This is a genomic window from Kocuria sp. ZOR0020 (assembly GCF_000800955.1).
GTDB classification, from domain to species: Bacteria; Actinomycetota; Actinomycetes; order Actinomycetales; family Micrococcaceae; genus Kocuria; species Kocuria subflava.
This window is the reverse complement of record NZ_JROX01000004.1, coordinates 14,401-31,903: the sequence shown is the minus strand read 5'-3', so window position 1 is coordinate 31,903 and position 17,503 is coordinate 14,401. Positions and strand designations below refer to the sequence as shown.

The 17,503-nt window shown below is 63.0% G+C and carries 18 protein-coding genes; 14 read left to right on the top strand and 4 right to left on the bottom strand.

Annotated elements, in window-relative coordinates:
* Nucleotides 1-70: 70 nt before the first annotated feature.
* The gene (locus tag L979_RS00450) at nucleotides 71-1,279 is read right to left on the bottom strand and encodes a MalY/PatB family protein (RefSeq protein ID WP_047687985.1); all 1,209 of its coding nucleotides are present in this window, start codon (nucleotides 1,277-1,279) and stop codon (nucleotides 71-73) included.
* Between the two features lie 142 nt (nucleotides 1,280-1,421).
* Here L979_RS00450 and L979_RS16950 point away from each other — a divergent pair, with 142 nt between their 5' ends.
* A complete protein-coding gene (locus L979_RS16950) occupies nucleotides 1,422-1,550 on the top strand; it encodes a hypothetical protein (RefSeq protein ID WP_255349584.1) in 129 nt (42 codons plus the stop codon).
* Nucleotides 1,551-1,592: 42 nt separating this feature from the next.
* Entirely contained in the window at nucleotides 1,593-2,261 is a 669-nt protein-coding gene (locus tag L979_RS00445; RefSeq protein WP_047687983.1) for a hypothetical protein, read from the top strand.
* A gap of 87 nt (nucleotides 2,262-2,348) precedes the next feature.
* Here L979_RS00445 and L979_RS00440 read toward each other — a convergent pair whose 3' ends face one another.
* On the bottom strand, nucleotides 2,349-3,257 hold the full coding sequence (locus L979_RS00440) for a DMT family transporter (RefSeq protein ID WP_081993483.1): 909 nt from the start codon (nucleotides 3,255-3,257) through the stop codon (nucleotides 2,349-2,351).
* Between the two features lie 87 nt (nucleotides 3,258-3,344).
* On the opposite strand from L979_RS00440, the gene L979_RS00435 reads away from it, so the two are divergent.
* The 6 genes from L979_RS00435 (at nucleotide 3,345) to L979_RS00410 (ending at nucleotide 9,301) form a co-directional block, all read left to right on the top strand.
* Nucleotides 3,345-4,304, top strand: coding sequence for a LysR substrate-binding domain-containing protein (locus tag L979_RS00435; protein ID WP_052209253.1), 960 nt, complete (start codon nucleotides 3,345-3,347; stop codon nucleotides 4,302-4,304).
* Nucleotides 4,305-4,378: 74 nt separating this feature from the next.
* On the top strand, nucleotides 4,379-4,891 hold the full coding sequence (locus L979_RS15715; RefSeq protein WP_119932462.1) for an RDD family protein: 513 nt from the start codon (nucleotides 4,379-4,381) through the stop codon (nucleotides 4,889-4,891).
* A complete protein-coding gene (locus L979_RS00425; RefSeq protein ID WP_047687979.1) occupies nucleotides 4,888-5,691 on the top strand; it encodes a Cof-type HAD-IIB family hydrolase in 804 nt (267 codons plus the stop codon). The genes L979_RS15715 and L979_RS00425 overlap by 4 nt, the downstream gene beginning before the upstream one ends.
* On the top strand, nucleotides 5,688-6,398 hold the full coding sequence (locus L979_RS00420) for a hypothetical protein (RefSeq protein ID WP_231559324.1): 711 nt from the start codon (nucleotides 5,688-5,690) through the stop codon (nucleotides 6,396-6,398). Before L979_RS00425 ends, L979_RS00420 begins: the two co-directional genes overlap by 4 nt.
* A 263-nt stretch (nucleotides 6,399-6,661) precedes the next feature.
* The gene (locus L979_RS00415; protein WP_047687977.1) at nucleotides 6,662-8,014 is read left to right on the top strand and encodes a sugar porter family MFS transporter; all 1,353 of its coding nucleotides are present in this window, start codon (nucleotides 6,662-6,664) and stop codon (nucleotides 8,012-8,014) included.
* A gap of 240 nt (nucleotides 8,015-8,254) precedes the next feature.
* Nucleotides 8,255-9,301 (top strand): NAD(P)-dependent alcohol dehydrogenase, encoded by a 1,047-nt coding sequence (locus L979_RS00410; protein ID WP_047687975.1) that lies wholly within the window; start codon nucleotides 8,255-8,257, stop codon nucleotides 9,299-9,301.
* A gap of 110 nt (nucleotides 9,302-9,411) precedes the next feature.
* Here the strand turns inward: L979_RS00410 and ppk2 are convergent, their stop codons facing one another.
* Nucleotides 9,412-10,272: a polyphosphate kinase 2 gene (ppk2, locus tag L979_RS00405; protein ID WP_047688000.1), complete on the bottom strand. Its 861-nt coding sequence runs from the start codon at nucleotides 10,270-10,272 to the stop codon at nucleotides 9,412-9,414.
* A 120-nt stretch (nucleotides 10,273-10,392) separates the two neighbouring features.
* Entirely contained in the window at nucleotides 10,393-11,751 is a 1,359-nt protein-coding gene (locus L979_RS00400; RefSeq protein WP_047687998.1) for a condensation domain-containing protein, read from the bottom strand.
* 188 nt (nucleotides 11,752-11,939) lie between these two features.
* Here L979_RS00400 and L979_RS00395 point away from each other — a divergent pair, with 188 nt between their 5' ends.
* The 6 genes from L979_RS00395 to nrdI all read left to right on the top strand — a co-directional run bounded on the left by L979_RS00395 (nucleotide 11,940) and on the right by nrdI (nucleotide 17,446).
* A complete protein-coding gene (locus tag L979_RS00395; protein WP_047687996.1) occupies nucleotides 11,940-12,737 on the top strand; it encodes an alpha/beta fold hydrolase in 798 nt (265 codons plus the stop codon).
* Between the two features lie 76 nt (nucleotides 12,738-12,813).
* Complete coding sequence (locus L979_RS00390; protein WP_052209252.1) at nucleotides 12,814-13,455, top strand: VTT domain-containing protein; 642 nt, start codon at nucleotides 12,814-12,816, stop codon at nucleotides 13,453-13,455.
* Nucleotides 13,456-13,556: 101 nt separating this feature from the next.
* Complete coding sequence (locus L979_RS00385) at nucleotides 13,557-14,651, top strand: App1 family protein (RefSeq protein ID WP_156125260.1); 1,095 nt, start codon at nucleotides 13,557-13,559, stop codon at nucleotides 14,649-14,651.
* Nucleotides 14,652-14,685: 34 nt separating this feature from the next.
* A complete protein-coding gene (locus L979_RS00380; RefSeq protein WP_052209251.1) occupies nucleotides 14,686-16,218 on the top strand; it encodes an aldehyde dehydrogenase family protein in 1,533 nt (510 codons plus the stop codon).
* Nucleotides 16,219-16,578: 360 nt separating this feature from the next.
* Entirely contained in the window at nucleotides 16,579-16,815 is a 237-nt protein-coding gene (nrdH, locus tag L979_RS00375) for a glutaredoxin-like protein NrdH (RefSeq protein ID WP_047687971.1), read from the top strand.
* Between the two features lie 136 nt (nucleotides 16,816-16,951).
* Nucleotides 16,952-17,446: a class Ib ribonucleoside-diphosphate reductase assembly flavoprotein NrdI gene (nrdI, locus tag L979_RS00370; protein WP_047687969.1), complete on the top strand. Its 495-nt coding sequence runs from the start codon at nucleotides 16,952-16,954 to the stop codon at nucleotides 17,444-17,446.
* The last annotated feature ends 57 nt before the right edge of the window (nucleotides 17,447-17,503 follow it).

Genomic DNA, 17,503 nt, shown 5'->3' with positions numbered 1-17,503 from the left:
CGGCCGTGGCGCAAGACCCCTACCCATGCTCATCTGTGAAGGGCCCCTTTTGTATTGGGGGAGCCGTGGCTCAGTCGGCGAATTCGCGCACGGCCGCTCCCATGTGCTCGATGGCCTCACGCACAATCGCGGGTGAGGTTCCGAAGTTCAAGCGCACGTGGCCCTGACCGCCGGAGCCGAACAGAGCGCCGTCGTTGAGAGCAACGTTGGCGTGGTTGAAAAAGAAAGCTGCAGGACCGGTCAACCCGTGCTGTGCCGCGGGGGTGTCTGGCCCCTGTTCCGGTAGGTCCAGGTCCGTGCAGTCCAACCAGGCCAGGTATGTGGCCTCGGGGGCCTGGATCTCAACACCGGGCAGGTGCTCGCGGACCAGCTCCATCACAAGGTTCCGGTTACCGGTCAGTCCCTTGAGCAGAGCCGTGAGCCAGTCCTGTCCACCGGTCAGGGCCGCTGTGTGGGCCAGGACTCCCAGGTGGCTGACCCCGCGGTCAACCGTGGAGGGAACCCGTGCCAAGTTAGCCTGCGCATGAGGACCGGCACACAGTACGGCAGCCTTCAAACCGGCCAAGTTCCACGCCTTGGATGCGGAGAACACGGAGAACGCGTTCTGCGCGCCGTCAATGCTGAGCAGGGGAGTGAACGGCGTGCTGTCCAGCATCAGGGGCGCGTGGATTTCATCGGCGATGATTCGGCCATTGAACTGCCTGGCGATCTCAACCACGGTTGTGAGCTCGTACCGGGTGTGCGCCACTCCGGTGGGATTGTGTGGATTGGCCAGCAGCAGAACGGGCTGCCGGATGGTGGCCCGCGCCTGCTCAAAGGCAGCGGAGATGGCAGCGGGGTCCAGGCGCCCGTTGTCAGTCAGGGGCGCCTCTAGCACTGTGCGGCCCAGCTCACGTGTGAACACGTAGAAGGGCGGGTACACCGGCGAGCACACGATCACCGCGTCTCCCGGCTCCGTCAGCACGTTGATGGCAGCGCTGATACCGGTCATGACATCTGGCACGGTGCGCATGCGATCGGCACTGAAACCGTCCCATCCCCACTGGTGCGCAGCGAACTGTTGGAACGCCTGCGGGTAGGGGTCCCCGGACGGGTATCCGGTGTCGCCGGTGCGCAGAGCATGGGTCAACGCCTGGACGACGGTCGGTGCAGGCTCCACGTCCATTTCAGCCACCCACAGCGGAAGAACGTCCTGCGGGTAGTGCTGCCATTTCTCGCTGGTGCGCTTGCGCAGTTGCTGCCGGGTGAGGGTTTCCAGAGGGTTTTCCACGATGGACATGGGGCGAGCCTATGCGCCCAGCCGGCAATGGCGGGCTCCGTGACGCCGGGTGAACATTGCCACAAGACGCATGCCCGTGAAACGCTGAGGTAAGTAGGCTGACTAATCCTGTTGTCCGTACGGCGCAGATGGAAGGGTGCTCATGCAACTGGCAGAACTCCGAAAGATCTACGACGCCGAAGGTCCCTACGCCACGGTTCACCTGGAAACCCAGGAAGCCAGCGAGGATGCCGCCAAACGGATCGAACTGCGGTGGAACAGCCTGAAGTAATCCCTGGAGGAGCAACAGGCGCCCCAAGAAATCCTGAACACCGTGGAGCAGGCCATCATGGCTGAGGACTCCCACGAGGTGGCCACCGCATCCACACAGGATGAGCAGGGGCAGGAGCAGGAAGCTGGATACGAAAGCTCCGAATCCGTGCAGAAGCCGCGCGGTGGGGCACTGTCCCACAACCAGATCCAGCGCCGCGCGGAAGAAGCCGTTCAGCAGAATGCCCGCGGCATCGCCGAGCACCTGGAGAAGACCGCGCGTTCATGGAACCCGGATGTGTTGATTCTGGCCGGCGAGGTCCAGGGACGCACCGCTCTGGCCGCTGAACTGCCCCCGGCCCTGGAAGAGATCAAGCATGACGTCGAGCGTGGTGGTGCTCAGGACGAACGTGCTGAGGAAGCGCTGGCCGATGAACTGCAGAGCATTGCAGCTGACTTGGCGGTCAAGAATGCCGCTGATCACGCGGGGAGTTTTGAGCAGGCCAAGGCGCACAACCTGGCCGTGGAGGGCGTTGACGCTGTGGCCCACGCAGCCGGTGTGGGCGCCGTGGAGACCCTCCTGCTGGGCACGGAGGCCAAGACGGAGCAGGAATCCAACGTGCTGGCCGCGTGCGTGCGCACGGACGCCGAACTGGAACTGATGGACCTGGACGCGCAGGACGGCGTGGCCGCCATCCTGCGGTTTGACGTTTCCGACTTCCCCGATAGCTGAGTTTCGGATTCAGCGGTCTTCAGAGGTTGAGGGACCACGCACGGTGCGCGGCAGGTGCTCATGAGCACTTGCCGCGCACCATGTTTCTCAGCGCCGTTGGCGGCGGGCGCTCACCGTGCTGCCGATGCTGGCGGCCACCACCAAGGTGACTGCCACGATGCGCAAGGGGCCGGCGGCTTGGCTCAACAACACCCACCCTGCAATCGAGGCCACCACCGGTTCCATGCTCAACAGAATGCCGAAAACGGGCTTGGGCAGGCACCGTACGGCGGCCAGTTCGAACGAGTAGGGCAACAGGGAGGCCAGGATGGCGGTGCCCAGGGCCAACAGCAACAGGTGCGGATCTGAGACCACGGTGGTGACGTGTCCGGCGCTGACTGGCATCAGCAGTAGTGCCGCCACCACCAGAGCGATGGCCAAGCCACCCGTTCCAGGAACCAGCTGCCCCACTTTGGCGCTGGTCAACACATACAGGGCCCAGAAGGCTCCGGCGATCAGGGCAAAGGCCACACCCAGCGGATCCAGTGAATCCAAGCCGAGCACACTTTCCACTCCCAGCAGGGCCATCCCGGAGATGGCCAGTCCCACCCAGACCAGATCCCGCACTGAGCGGGACAGAACCGCAGCCAGCAACAAGGGCCCCAGAAACTCGATGGCCACGGCCGTGCCCAACGGAATCCGCGCAATGGCCGCGTAGAAGAACCCGTTCATCAGGGCCAACGCAAACCCGAAAGCGTTGACCGCCGTCCATTGCTGCTTGTTCCAACTCAGCACCCGCGGACGGACCACCAAACACAACACCACTGCAGCCAAGGCCAGGCGGAAGCCCGCCGTGGCCCAGGAACCCATCACGGGGAACAGTTCGGTGGCCAGGGCAGCGCCGAACTGCAGAGACACACAGGAGGCCAGAACCAGGGCTGCAGCGGAGCCCGTGCCCAGCTGTCCTGGACGCTGATCGACGACGACGGCGGGGGCCCGTGGTGCGGTGGTGGTCATGGCATCCAGCATCCAACCCCATGTTGAATTAATCCAGCGAATGGTTCTTACCCATGTTAATTAGCTGAACTTACTTATAGTGGTTCCATGCGGAATGTCTCCCGCCTGCGCATGCTCGCCGAACTCAAGCCCTGTGGCACGTTGGCGGAAGTGGCGCGGGTGCTCTCCTGCACCCCCTCCGCGGTCTCTCAGCAGTTGTCCCTGTTGGAACGTGAGGCGGGGGTGGTTTTGCTCGAAAAGGTGGGGCGCGGTGTTCACCTCACCCATGCTGCGGAGACCTTGGTGGAACACGCCGATGCCGTGTTGCGGCGGCTGGAACAGGCAGAAGCGGAGTTGGCTGCCGCGCAGTCAGAGGTGAGGGGCACCCTGCGGGTCGCCTCCTTTCAAACCGTGGTGATGACTGTGCTCCCGGCAGCTTTGACCGTGTTGGACCAGCGCCACCCCCAGCTCCAAGTGGCCATCACACAGCGGGAAGTTGACTCCGCCTACCAGGGCCTGATGGCTGGTGACTTTGACGTGATGGTGGGGGAGGAGCTTCCCGGTTTCCCCGTGGAGCCCCGGCCCGGCTTGGACCGAGTGGATTTGCTGCAGGACCCGCAAATCCTGGCGGTCCCGCTGACGGGCAGGTTCTCGGCGCGGGTGGATCAACTTGCCGACCTGGCCCAGGCACCGTGGGCCCTGGATGCTGCCGACACCCACATGGGCCTGTGGTCACGCTCCATGTGCCGAACCGCCGGATTTGAACCGCGCACGGTGTTGGAATCCCCGGACCCGGCCTTGCAGTTGCACATAGTCAGAGCCGGTCACGCGGTGGCTTTTGTGCATGGCCTGGTGGGAGCGCAGTACACCTCCGGAACGCAGTTGATCGAGTTGCCTGGGCGCCCCCATCGCAAGATCTTCACGGCCGCCCGTTCCTCCCGAGCTCAGCACCCCGCCATCCTGGCGTTCAGGAAGGTGCTGACTGAAGTCGCACAAGGGTTGGGCACGGTCACGGGCAACCACACCATCATGCTCATGCCACCCACGGTCCACGCCTTGAGCCAGTGAAGATTTCCGCCACCACCAATCGGCCCCGCAGCAGGCCCGAAAAACGCAGCCGAACCGCAGCTTAAGCTGGTGGCATGACCTACGGCTGGTATCCGCAGCACCGAACTCACGGGCCAGAAGAGCCTGGCCTGGGTGTGGTGGTTCATCAGGGGATGCCGTTGCCTGAGGCCACTGCCGGGCACCGCTGGCTGGCCAGACTGATTGACGCCACCCTCATCCTGGCCTTGAGCCTGGGATGGGCCTTGACGTGCGCTGGACTGACACAAGACCGCGGTCTGGCGATCTTGCTCGCCGGCCTGGGGTGCGTCGTCGTATCGGTTCTGGCCGGAGGGCTCTACGGCGTCACAGCCTCCCCAGGGCAGCTGATCACGGGAGTCGTGTCCCTGCAAACACACACCGGTCAACCAGTGGGATTCTGGTGGGGCGCCCTGCGCTATGTCGTCACCGGCCTGGTGCCACTGTGGCTGGCGATCAAGCTCTGGGAAGCCCTGACGGGCGGGGCCGCGAAGAGCAGGGGCTGGAGCAGGCCCGTGAGTGTGCTCCACCGCAGCATCCCGAATTCAACGGAAAGCAGGCAGCACAGATGACCTTGAAACTGGTGGCCGTGGACATGGACGGCACGTTCCTGGATGCCTCCAGCACCTACGATCACGAACGATTCGCACGGATCCACCAACAGCTCACGGACCGTGGGATTCAGTTCGTGGTGGCCAGTGGCAACCAGTACTGGCAGCTGAAATCCCATTTCCCGGACGTTGCGGACATCCTGTACGTGGCAGAGAACGGCGCGGTGGTGGGAACGGATTCCCAGATCCTCCGTGTGGAGGCCATGCAGCGCCAGGACGCACTGGGCGCACTGGAAGTGGTCAGTTCCTTTGAGGATGTTCACGCTCTTGCCTGCGGTGTCCAGGCCGCATATGCACTGGAAACCATGGACCCTGACATGCAAGCCATCCTGCGCAAGTACTACATCAAGATGGACCTGGTGGCGCAGTGGTCAGATGTTGAGGATGACATTGTGAAATTGGCGCTGGGCTGCCCGCCGGAGCGCACGGAAGAATTGTTGGAGCAGATCGGGCAAGCTCTACCGTCCACCGTGGTCCCGGTTTCCAGCGGTCACGGGTCCATTGACCTGATTGGCCGGGGTGTCAACAAGGGAACCAGCCTTCAATGGCTGTGCGGGCAACTCGGCATCGACCCAGCTGATGCCATGGCTTTCGGGGACGGCGGCAACGACGTCGAGATGCTCCAGCTGGTGGGCTGTGGCGCGGTCATGGCCAATGCCCCGGAAGCCATCAAGGCAGTGGGAGACATTGTGGTGGGATCACACGATCAAGCCGGCGTCCTGGACCACCTGGAAACCGTGTTGGCCGCAGGTTCGGCGTGAAGGCGCGCTCCAGAACGCCGCGCCCACAACCGCAGGGCACCAGCCTGCGCAAACTGATCTCTGCCGAGGTTCTGGCCGACCGACTGGACCGGCCATTGGGTCTGCTGGGCCTGATCTACCTGTTTGTGATCCTGGGCCAGTTGTTGATCCAGGACGCCGGGTGGACCACGATTCTGAACATTGTGGGTTGGGCGTTCTGGTTGGTGTTTGCCGGCGAGTTCCTGCTGCGTGCCTACATTGCCGGGTTCCAGTTGGAGTTCTGGCGCCGGACCTGGTGGCAGGTGATTTTCCTGTTGCTGCCGTTCCTGCGTTTCTTCCGTGGCGTCCAAGCCCTGCGGGCGCTGCGGCTGAGCCGGATCACGCGTGTCAGCGGCATACTCTCTGCAGGTCTGCGCGGCTCACGATCGGCGGGGCGGCTGCTCACGGACCGCATTGCATGGCTGGCTGCCGTCACGGTGGTGGTCATCCTGGCCGCGTCCCAGCTGGTGTACGCGGTGGAGTCTTACACCAGTTATTCGGACGCGCTGTATCAGGTCAGTCTGGCCACGGTCACTGGTGGTGGCATGGATCCGCAGGACGCATTCGGCCGCGTGGTTCACGTGGTGCTCTCGGTCTATTCGGTGGTGGTTTTTGCGACTCTGGCCGGTTCCCTGGGTGCCTATTTCCTGCGGGATCAAACCGCAAAGAACGACGACGACGCCCGGTGACACGTCCCCGAAAATCCCTGCTCGACGCATGATGACCATCCAATGATCTGCGGACCTGTGTTTCATGAAGTTGCGCAATCCTGACATGTGGGGAAAGAGCACTGACATGTGGGGAAACAATCCAGGTCTGTTGAGGAAAATCGTTGCTGCTCGTCGCGGGCGGGTGCATACTTCCGTCAGCGGCACGTGAATCTCCAGGCCGTACAGGGGTCATGCAATCTCCGTGAGCCCCGTTCCCGTCCTCTGCTGGAACAGGATTTCTCATGAAACCTATTGTTTTGCGCAGCGCCGTGGTGGCTGCACTGGGTGGTTTGCTGTTTGGTTTTGACACGGCTGTCATTTCCGGGACCACTCAAGCTCTGACTGAAAAGTTTGATCTGGGCAGCTTTGCTCTGGGATTCACGGTGGCTTCAGCCTTGATCGGCACCATCATCGGCGCGCTGACCGCAGGGCGTCCCTCAGACCAGTACGGTCGCAAGAAGATCCTCCTGGTCATTGGCGTCCTCTACCTGGTCTCCGCCGTGGGATCAGCTGTGGTGGACAACTGGTACCTGTTCCTGTTCTTCCGCTTCCTGGGCGGTATTGGCGTGGGCGGTGCTTCCGTGACCGCACCCATCTACACGGCGGAGATCTCCCCTCCGCGTCTGCGTGGACGCCTGGTGGGTCTGGTCCAGTTCAACGTGGTGCTGGGCATTCTGCTGGCATACCTGTCCAACTTCTTCATCGCCCGTGCCGTGGATGAATCCGTGGCCTGGCGGTGGATGTTCGGAGTGGAAGCGCTGCCCGCCGTTGTTTTCATCCTCTTGTTGTTCACCGTTCCGGAATCCCCGCGGTGGTTGTTCCTCAAAGGCAACACTCAAAAAGCTCGCACCAACGTGGAGTTGTTGGCCTCCAGCCCGCAGGAAGCCAATGAGTTGGAACGGGAGATCCAGGATGCCGTGGCGGATTTGGCACAGGACACCGGTAAAGTTCCGTTCTTCGTGCCCAAATACCGCCGAGTAATATTTTTGGCCGTGGCCATTGCCGCCTTCAACCAGCTTTCCGGAATCAACGCCATCATGTACTACGCACCGGACATTTTCCGTATGGCAGGCGCCGGTGAGGATTCTGCGTTCCTTCAATCGATCGCCGTGGGCGGCATGAACCTGGTGGCCACCATGGTGGCGCTGACCGTGATCGACAAGTTCGGCCGACGCAAGCTCATGCTGATCGGTTCCATCGGCTACCTCATCAGCCTGGGTGTGATCGCCATGCTGTTCTTCACCCAGGGCGGCAACTTTGGTGCGGTCAGCAGCAGCCTGGTGTTGGCCTCCCTGTTGCTGTTCATTGCCGCCCACGCCTTCGGTCAAGGCTCCGTGATCTGGGTGTTCATCTCGGAGATCTTCCCCAACCGCGTCCGCGCACGCGGCCAAGCCCTGGGTTCCTTCACCCACTGGTTTGCCGCGGCACTGATCAGCTGGACCTTCCCCTGGATTGCCGGTGGCCTGGGCCCGGGAACGGCCTTCGCCGTCTTCTTCGTGTGCATGATCGGTCAGCTGGTGTGGGTGCTCAAAGCCATGCCGGAGACCAAGGGCATTGCCCTGGAAGAGATGGAGGAGCGCCTGGCCGCGCGTTGAAGCCTGGGCGCACCAACGGCGCACCTGGGGACCCGCACGACCGTGCCACACCCCGAATCAACGACGACGACGGTGGGTGACCCACCGTCGTCGTCGTTGTTGTGGCTGGGGCGTTTGCAGGTGACGAGCTGGGTGTTTCACTGTCAGCGATGCCGGGCGATTGCGGGCATGAGTGGGTGGAACATGGCAGCAGGAGCATGGTCGTCAGGCCCTGCTCGCACTGATTCGGAAGGAGCCACCATGCCTGAAGTACGCGCTTACGCATGCGATGACAAGACCACCCAGTTCCACCCCACCACCGTGACCATCCCGGAGGCGGGTCCCCAGGACATCACGTTCGAGATCAAGTACGCAGGTATCTGCCACTCGGACATCCACACCGCCCGCGAGGAATGGGGACCGGCAAAGTTCCCACTGACCCCGGGACATGAAATCGCCGGGATCGTGACCCAGGTGGGCTCGGACGTCACCAAGTACAAGGTGGGTGACAAGGTGGGTGTGGGCTGCATGGTGAACTCCTGCGGCACCTGCGAGTACTGCCAGGCCGGGGAGGAGCAGTACTGCGTGGGGGACGGAGGCACACTGTGGACCTACGGGGATGATGCCCAAGGCAACCCCACTGCCGGCGGATACGCGCAGGGATTCACGGTGAATCAGGACTTTGCCGCTCGCATCCCGGATGAGATCCCGTTCGAGACAGCAGCCCCGTTGCTGTGTGCCGGGATCACCACCTACTCACCGCTCAAGCGGTGGGGTGCCGGACCGGGCAAGAAGGTTGCCGTGGTGGGTCTGGGTGGACTGGGTCATATGGGTGTTCAGATCGCTGCTGCCATGGGAGCGGAGGTCTCCGTGATCTCCCAGACCCGGTCCAAGGAGGAAGACGGCAAGAAGTTCGGAGCAACCGACTACCACGCGCTGTCAGAGGAAGGGACGCTGGAGAACCTGCGGGGAACCTTTGACCTGATCCTGTGCACCGTCAGCGCTGATGACCTGGACTATTCAGGTCTGTTGGCAACGCTCAAGCCCATGGGCGTTTTTGTGGACGTCGGCCTGCCGGAGAACCCCACCACGTTGCATCTGGCAGGTCTGGTGATCGGATCCAAGGTCATGGCCGGATCCCAGATCGGCGGCATGGCAGAAACTCAGGAGATGCTGGAGTTCTGCGCTGAGCACGGTGTTCACCCGCAGGTTGAGCTGATCTCCGGTGAGGGGATCACGGAGGCCTACAACAACGTGGTCAACTCCAAGGTGCGCTACCGCTACGTGATCGACACCGCCACGTTCTGAGGCGCTTGCGCACACGCCAACTGGTGGTTGGCCGACAACAGGTGGCAGTTTGGTCCGTCATCACCGGATGATGACGGACCAAACTGCCACCTGTTTGTCAGCAGCTGCGCCTACTTCTTGGATTTGCCCGACTTTCCGTTCTTGCCGGACTTCTTGGAGGACTTGCCATCAGAGTCCTTGGCGGCAGCTTCCTCCACCTTGGCGGAATGATCCGCAACCTCATGCTGGAGGGAGCGGTCCGGGCGGCGGTAACCGTTGGTGCTGGGACGCTTGGGCAGCTTCAGTTCAGGCAGAGGCACCCGCTCCCAAGGCACCCGGTCCAGCAGATCCGCAATCATGTTGATCCGGGCCCGGCGCTTGTCCTCAGCCTCCACAAAGTTCCACGGTGACTCCGGGATGTCCGTGTGGACCAACATGGCATCGCGCGCTCGCGAGTAGTCCTCCCACCGAGTGATGGACTCCAGGTCCATCGGGGAGAGCTTCCAGTGCCGCATGGGGTCCTCCATGCGGGATTCAAAGCGCTTGTACTGTTCATCACCGGAGACGGAGAACCAGTACTTGATCAGGATGATCCCGTCCTCCACCAGCATGCGCTCAAAGATGGGGCACTGGCGCAGGAAACGGCGGTACTCCTGGGGGGTGCAGAATCCCATGACACGTTCCACACCGGCGCGGTTGTACCAGGAGCGGTCGAACAACACGATCTCACCGGCGGCCGGAAGGTGCTGGATGTAGCGCTGGAAATACCACTCGGACTTCTGGCGTTCGGTGGGAGCCGGAAGGGCCACAATGCGGGCGATGCGCGGGTTCAAGTACTCGGTCACCCGCTTGATGGCTCCGCCCTTGCCGGCAGCGTCACGGCCTTCAAAAATCACGACGACGCGCTGCCCGGTGGCCTTGACCCATTCCTGCATCTCCACCAGCTCAGCCTGAAGGCGTAGCAGCTCGGCCTCATAGATGGCCTTGTTCATACGCTTGCGAGGCTTGGGGGCGGGTGCGTCCTCAAGGTCCAGGGCGTCGTTGTCCATGGGGTCGTGCTCAGCGGTGTCTTTTGCCATGACGGAAGGTTATCCGCAGGCTGTACGTGTGAGCTACTTCATGCGCAGTGTTTCAATTCGTCGGCTCTCCGGGGTGCCCGCGGCGAGCTTCTGAAGATGCCCGATCACCGCGGCCAACCAGGTTTCCACCGATTCTTGGGCCCGTGGGGTGTCCGGGTAACGGGCGCGGATGTGCAGCCCGGAATCGGTCACCACACACCAGACCTGCACACCGTTCGTGGGAGCTGAGGCAGAGATGTGTTGAGGGTTCAGGGACTGCGGCAGCGCGGCAGGCAACCTGCGGTAGTCCAGGTACGAGATCATGAACATCCCGGGCGGAACCGGCATGCCACCGTACGGCCTCATGATCGGTTCCAAGGCATGGGAACCCAGCTGCAGGGCTTCCCGGACGGCCGCCCGGCACATGGCCAGATCGGGATTGGACGACTCCACCACGGAATTGGTGATGAACCACCCCACGGCCTCCTGCCACCGGGGTTCCGTCCTGGAATGCACGGGCAGCACGGCCCGCAACGGGGAACCGGCCAGTTCCGAACAGGCCTGAGTCATGGACGAGATGACCATGGTGAAGGGGCGGTGGCCCACATCCTGGGCGTGATCTTCAAGGTCCCGGAGTTGCTGCGCATCCAGCACGGCCCTGGTGGTGACGGCCTCAGCAGGTGTGGGCTGCAACTGCCCCAAGGGAAGCGGGAACGTGGGCATGGTGCCGTGTCCTGCACTGACGATCTCCTGCCACCGCTGATGAATGGTCTGCGGTGCTGACGCAGCCTCCGCCAGGGCCCGGGTGTGCTCGGCAAAAGATGCAGCCTGCGCCACGGGATCATCACTGGCCGGGGACTTCACCAGGACCAGGGCTTCCAGGAAGTCATGGGCCAGCACCGGCAGGGACCATGCGTCCACGTGAGAGTGATCAGCGGCCAACACCACCGTGGGGGACTGACTGGTGTCCTCCGGGTGGATCACACACAACCGGTGGGAGGGTGTGCCCAGGGGGGAACAGGCACGGTCCAACACCGTTTTGAGCGTGGCGCGTGTTCCCTCTGCGGTGCTCGGGTGCTCCTGCCAGCGGACACTCAGCGGTTCATGGATCTGATGCAGGGTGAGCTGGGCGTCGCCGTGATAATCGGAGGGCGTGCGGAAAACGGTCCGCAAGGTCTGGTGCCGCCGGATCAGACGCAACCATGCAGCACCGAGTTCCTGGCGGGTCGCAGGCCCGGGAAGTTCGAAAGACACGGCCATCCAGGTTCCGGGACGATCCCCGGCGCCCACATGCATGCGCTGGTCAAAGGAGATCGGCAGTAGGCTTCCGGCTGCTGCCTCTTCAACAGCCAACGTGCACGTGGCCAGGGCACCCTGGGGGAGGGTCGCGTGTGTGATGTTGGTCAGATACAACCGAACCTCCCGTGCTGCGTCGTGTTGATCCTGTACCCGTTTGCGTTGATCCTGTGACCAAAGCGCGAGTTTCAGTATCCGGGCCAGTGTTAACAGCGTGTGAGATCTCCACGGATCCTTGACGTGATGGACACCAGGACGTCTCATGGGCGGCACTCAGCGTGATCCAACAGGACTACCGTGGAACCATGCCGTCCTTCACCCTTGATCATTGCACGCTGGACTACCAGGTCTCAGGTCCAGTGGAGGACCGGGGTTCGCCTGCCGTGGTGCAGTTGCACGGGTTGATGTCAGACACCCCGTCCAACACCAGCGGCGGGCTGGACCTGGCGGCGTTTGTCCCCGGTGCGCGGGTGGTGCGCTATGACGCCCGGGGACACGGGCGTTCCACCGGTGAGCCCGTGGTGGACGACTGGTTGTGGCCCAACCTGGCACACGATCTGTTGGCGCTGCTGGAGCACGTTTTCCCGGGCCAACCCGTGCACGGCATTGGGCCGTCCATGGGCTCAGCCACACTGCTCTATGCGGCACTGGATCAGCCCGAAAAATTCGCATCACTGACCCTGTGTGTGCCCTCCACCTCGTGGGCCACGCGGAGGGGACAGGCAACGATCTACCGGGAAAGCGCGGAGATGATCGAAACCCTGGGGCTGGAGACCTACATCCGCGCCACCAGAACAGTGCCGCAACCCCCTGCTGTGGCCGACCGCGAACGACACCCACCGCGAGTTGCCGCAGACCTACTGCCGTCCGTACTGCGCGGAGCCGCGGCCACGGACCTCCCGGACCCACAGATCCTCTCCAGCATCACGGCACCCAACCTGATCCTGGCCTGGTCCGACGACGCCGCCCACCCCCTTTCCAGCTCAGAGATCCTGAGGGAGGCCCTTCCTGGGCAGAGAATGCACATCGCGCGGACTCCGGGGGAACTGGCCACCTGGCCCCGGCTGTGTGCCGAGTTCGTGCGCGAGTGTGACAACGCGTGAGCTCTCACCACGTGATGTTGGTGGCTTTTGGTCCCTCTCCAGTCTGATTCCAGGATTGGGGGAGCATGATCAGCGCATGGATTTCTGTCATCAGGTGACCTCCGCGTTCCGCGATCCCGGGTCCGTGCTGCAAGCGGCAGGACCATTGGCGATCGCCATCATGACGGTGTTCATCTTCATCGAGTCCGGGCTGCTCTTTTCGTTCCTGCCCGGTGACTCCCTGCTGTTTGCTGCTGGGATGCTGTTGCCCTCCATGGGAACACCGTTCTGGCTGGTCTGGGCGTTGGCTGCGGGGGCTGCCATTGCCGGTGGTCAGGTGGGCTACATGCTGGGCAACAAGTTCGGCCGCGGTCTGTTTTCTGACAACGCCCGCGTACTCAAAACCAGCCACTTGGTGAAAGCTGAAGCATTCTTTGTCCGCCACGGCGGCAAGGCGCTGGTGTTGGCGCGGTTCGTGCCCATCGTGCGCACCTACGTGCCTCTGGTGGCAGGGGCCAGCAGCTACCGGTACCGGAAGTTTGTGGGTTGGAACGTCACAGGTGCTCTGCTGTGGGTGACCATCATGCTCACCGCCGGGCGGCTGCTCGGCGGCATCCCGTTTGTGGCCGAACACGTGGATCTGATTGCCATCACCATCGCGATCCTGTCCATCATTCCCATCGTGGTGCACGTTTTGGCATCCCGGAAGTCACAGACCCAAGACCACGGCGTGGCCTGACCCAGCCCTACCCGGCCCAGGGCACCGGTGGGGCTGTGACGGTCGGGTGAGTGACCGGCGTCGTGGTGGTCCGGGCTTGCTGTTGTGGAAGACTTGAACCCATGTCACCCAGTCGAAATGACGCCAACCAGATGCCCGTGGACCTGGCCACCGATCTGCGCCAGACCGTGGACCAGGTCACCAAGGAAGCGCTGAATGTGGGGTATCGGTTGGAACAGCGTCTGACCATGGTGCGGCAGCGCCGCGCCAAGCAGCGCGGTGATTTCCCCGTGATGGTGGCCTTTGACGGTTTTGGCACCACCGCCCACGTGCGTGTCCTGGGCCGTGCGCTGCTGAAGACCGCCGGCCCGGAGGACCCCACGGCGGAAGACGCCTCCTCCATCCGGGGCTGGCGCTCGTTCACCTCTCTGCCCATTGCCTTTGCCCACGTGGACGTGCGATTGGGAGGGCGCGAATTCCGTCTGGTGGCGGACAAGGGTGGTGTGATCGATGCCGATCTGGAGATCGCCTTGGAGCCGGGAATCCACCCGGCCGAGTTGCGTACGGAAGGCTCCTCCTGGGCCACCTCCCGGATGACCGTGGTGAGTCAGACCCAGAAGATCGGCGTGGTCTCTGACATTGACGACACCGTGATGGTCACGGCTCTGCCGCGTCCCCTGCTGGCGGCCTGGAACTCCTTTGTGCTCAACGAACACGCGCGGACACCAACGCCGGGCATGGCGGTGCTCATGGAGCGGCTGACCAAGAAGCACCCGGGTGCCCCGTTCATCTACCTCTCCACGGGAGCATGGAACGTTGCCCCCACGTTGCGCCGGTTCCTCTCCCGCAACGCTTACCCGGCCGGTGCCCTGTTGCTCACGGACTGGGGCCCGACGACGGATCGGTGGTTCCGTTCCGGTCCACGGCACAAGGTGGAGAACTTGGAACACCTGGCCAAGGACTTCCCGGACGTGAAATGGATCCTGATCGGGGATGACGGCCAACACGACCCGGAGATCTACGGGGAATTCGCTCAGCGCTACCCGGAGCACGTGGCTGCAGTGGTCATCCGTAACCTGTCCCCGGCAGAAGCTGTGCTGGCTTCTGGTCAGCTGCTGGCCGAGGACGGTCCCCGCATTCCGGAGGGCATCCCGCTGATCGAAGCCAACGACGGCGCCACGATCGCTGAGAAGTTGGTGGAAGTGGGCCTGCTGTAGTTGTGGTGTCTGACCCAGCGCATAGCGTGGGGTCATGGAGACAACGACTGCTGAGACCTTTTGGACACCTCTGAATCAACAATCGGGGTATGACTCGCAACTGGCACCGGTTGAGGGTCTGGACGCTGCAGATGCCGAGCGCATTGACGCCACGGTGCACTCCGTACGGGCTGCTTTCGCACCGCCGGTGGACCTGGAGACCCGGTTGGATCGACTGGACCGGCTGGAATCCATGCTGCGCAGATGGGAGGCCCCTCTGGTGGAGGCCCTGGGGCAGGATCTGGGCAAGTCCACCACGGAGGCATGGACCACGGAACTGGGAACCGTGTTCGGAGAAATCCACCATCTGCGCCGCCTGTTGCCGCAGTGGATGGCCCTGTCCAAGGTTCCCGGCAGTGCAACGTTGGCACCCAGCCGGGGATGGGTGGACCACCAGCCTCTGGGCACGGTCCTGATCATTGCCCCGTGGAACTACCCTGTGCAGTTGGTCCTGTCCCCATTGGCCGGGGCCTTGGCGGCAGGCAACACCGCCGTGGTCAAGCCCTCTGAAGTCACCCCGCACGTTGCCCAGGTTCTGACGGAGGCGCTGCAGGACAGTCTTGCGGACTGTGTGGGTGTGGTCACGGGCGCTGTCCCGGAAACCACGCGTGTGCTGCAGCACCGGTTCGATCACATCTTCTACACCGGCAACGCCACCGTGGGACGTGTGGTCATGCGGGCAGCTGCCGAGTACCTGACTCCGGTCACCCTGGAACTGGGTGGCAAATCCCCGGTGTGGGTGGATGACACCGTTGATCTGAAGGTGGCGGCCCAGCGGATTGCCTGGGGCAAGTTCCTCAACGCCGGTCAGACCTGCGTGGCACCGGATTACGTGATGGGCCCGCCCCAGGTGCTGCAGCGACTGGAGACTCTGCTGGCTGCGGCGGTCACCTCCCTCTACGGTGCTGATCCTGCCCGCAGCGACTCCTACGGGCGGATCGTGAGCCGCCGGCACCTGGACAAGTTGGCCACCACACTCAGTGAGGTGGCCACGGAAGACATGATCTTTGGTGGTGGCACTGATGCTGAACAGCTGTACGTGGCACCCACCGTGGTGCGGCAAGCTCCGGATGGCCCGCTGATGCAGGAAGAGATCTTTGGCCCGGTGCTGCCTCTGGTGGAGGCAGCGGATCACCACCAGGCCATCCAGTACATCAACGCCAGGGAGAAACCGCTAGCGCTGTACGTCTTCAGCCAGGATGACGCCGTACGATCGGAGTTCCGTGCCCTGACATCATCCGGTGGCATGTGCGTGGGTGCACCGGTGATTCATTTGGCCCACCCGCATCTTCCGTTCGGCGGTGTGGGGGAGTCCGGTGTTGGCAACTACCACGGCGCTTATTCGCTGCAGACCTTCAGCCATGAGCGTGCCGTGTTGGACAAGCCGTTGAACCCGGACACCTTGAAAGTGGTCTACCCGCCGTACACCGCCATCAAGGCCAAGGGCGCCAAGATCGCCATGGGACTTCCGTCACCAACAGCAGCTGTCAGAAAGCTGTTCGGCGGAGGATCGACACGCCCACGGTGAGGTTTCGTCATGTGAATTCTGAATGCACAGCAGAACATCGTGGGCTGTCCACACCTGTGGACGCAGGTCGGCTCCCGGGGCGAGTTCGGCATGATCTCGCGGGGGAAGCCGGAGGGCCTGCTGTGGATCAAACAAGGTGATCTGGGGATGAGGTGAGGACAACCACTCGCGGTGCCTGACACGACATCTTGGGGTTGCAGGCAGCACCGAACACTAGATGTAGTATCGATGCTCAGCACAGGAGAGAGGTCCACCCAGCGGACCGGTCCGCGTCATCCACGTGATGGAGACGCACGTACTTCCCCGGCCGGCTTCTCCCCACCGCCATACAGACCACCCCCACAGGAAGGGACTCTTGACATGTCCGTGACCGTCTACTCCAAGCCCTCCTGCGTCCAGTGCAACGCCACCTACCGTGCACTCAAGAAGAGTGACATCGACTACACCGTCATTGATGTCACCGAGGACCAGGACGCCTACAACCGTGTGGTGGCCATGGGCTACCAGCAGGTGCCCGTCGTGGTCGCCGGTGAGGACCACTGGTCCGGTTTCCGCCCGGACAAGATTTCCTCACTGCGCGTTCGCCGCTCCGCTTGAGGTTGTGCGGCTGGTGCCCGGGCTTTCGGACACCAGCCGTCGCACCGAAGGCGTGTGTGGTCAGACCCAGGCCGCGTCTCACAGACGGTCCCAGGAATCTCCACAACCATCCCAGCGTCAACGGAAGTGATCTGCCATGTCGGCCTTGTCCGCACTCCTGGAAGCTGCCCGCCACCGCGAGCACCAACCAGACAGGGACCCAGGCAACGGTGAACAGCTTCCGGACGGAGCCACCGACCCCGTCGTCGTCTATTTCTCCTCCGTCTCCGGCAACACGCACCGGTTCATGGAGAAACTGTGGGCCCGCAAGGTCCGGCTCCCACTGCACACCTCCCATGAACCCCCCGTCATGGAGGAGCCCTACGTGCTGGCCGTGCCCACCTATGGGCGGCCCGAAGGTTCCGGAGCAGTGCCACCCCAGGTGGTGAAGTTCCTGAACGTGGAAGCCAACCGCGCCCTGATGCGGGGTGTGCTGGGGGCAGGAAACACCAACTTCGGCGACAAATTCTGTATCGCCGCAGACAAGATCTCCGCCAAGTGCGGGGTGCCCGTGCTCTACAAGTTCGAGTTGATGGGCACCCAAGAAGATGTGAACAAAGTGAACGAAGGACTGATGAAACTGTGGCAGTGACCACCCACACCTCACACGTCGGCATTGCCGAGTCCGGGCACGACGACCCCTCCGTTC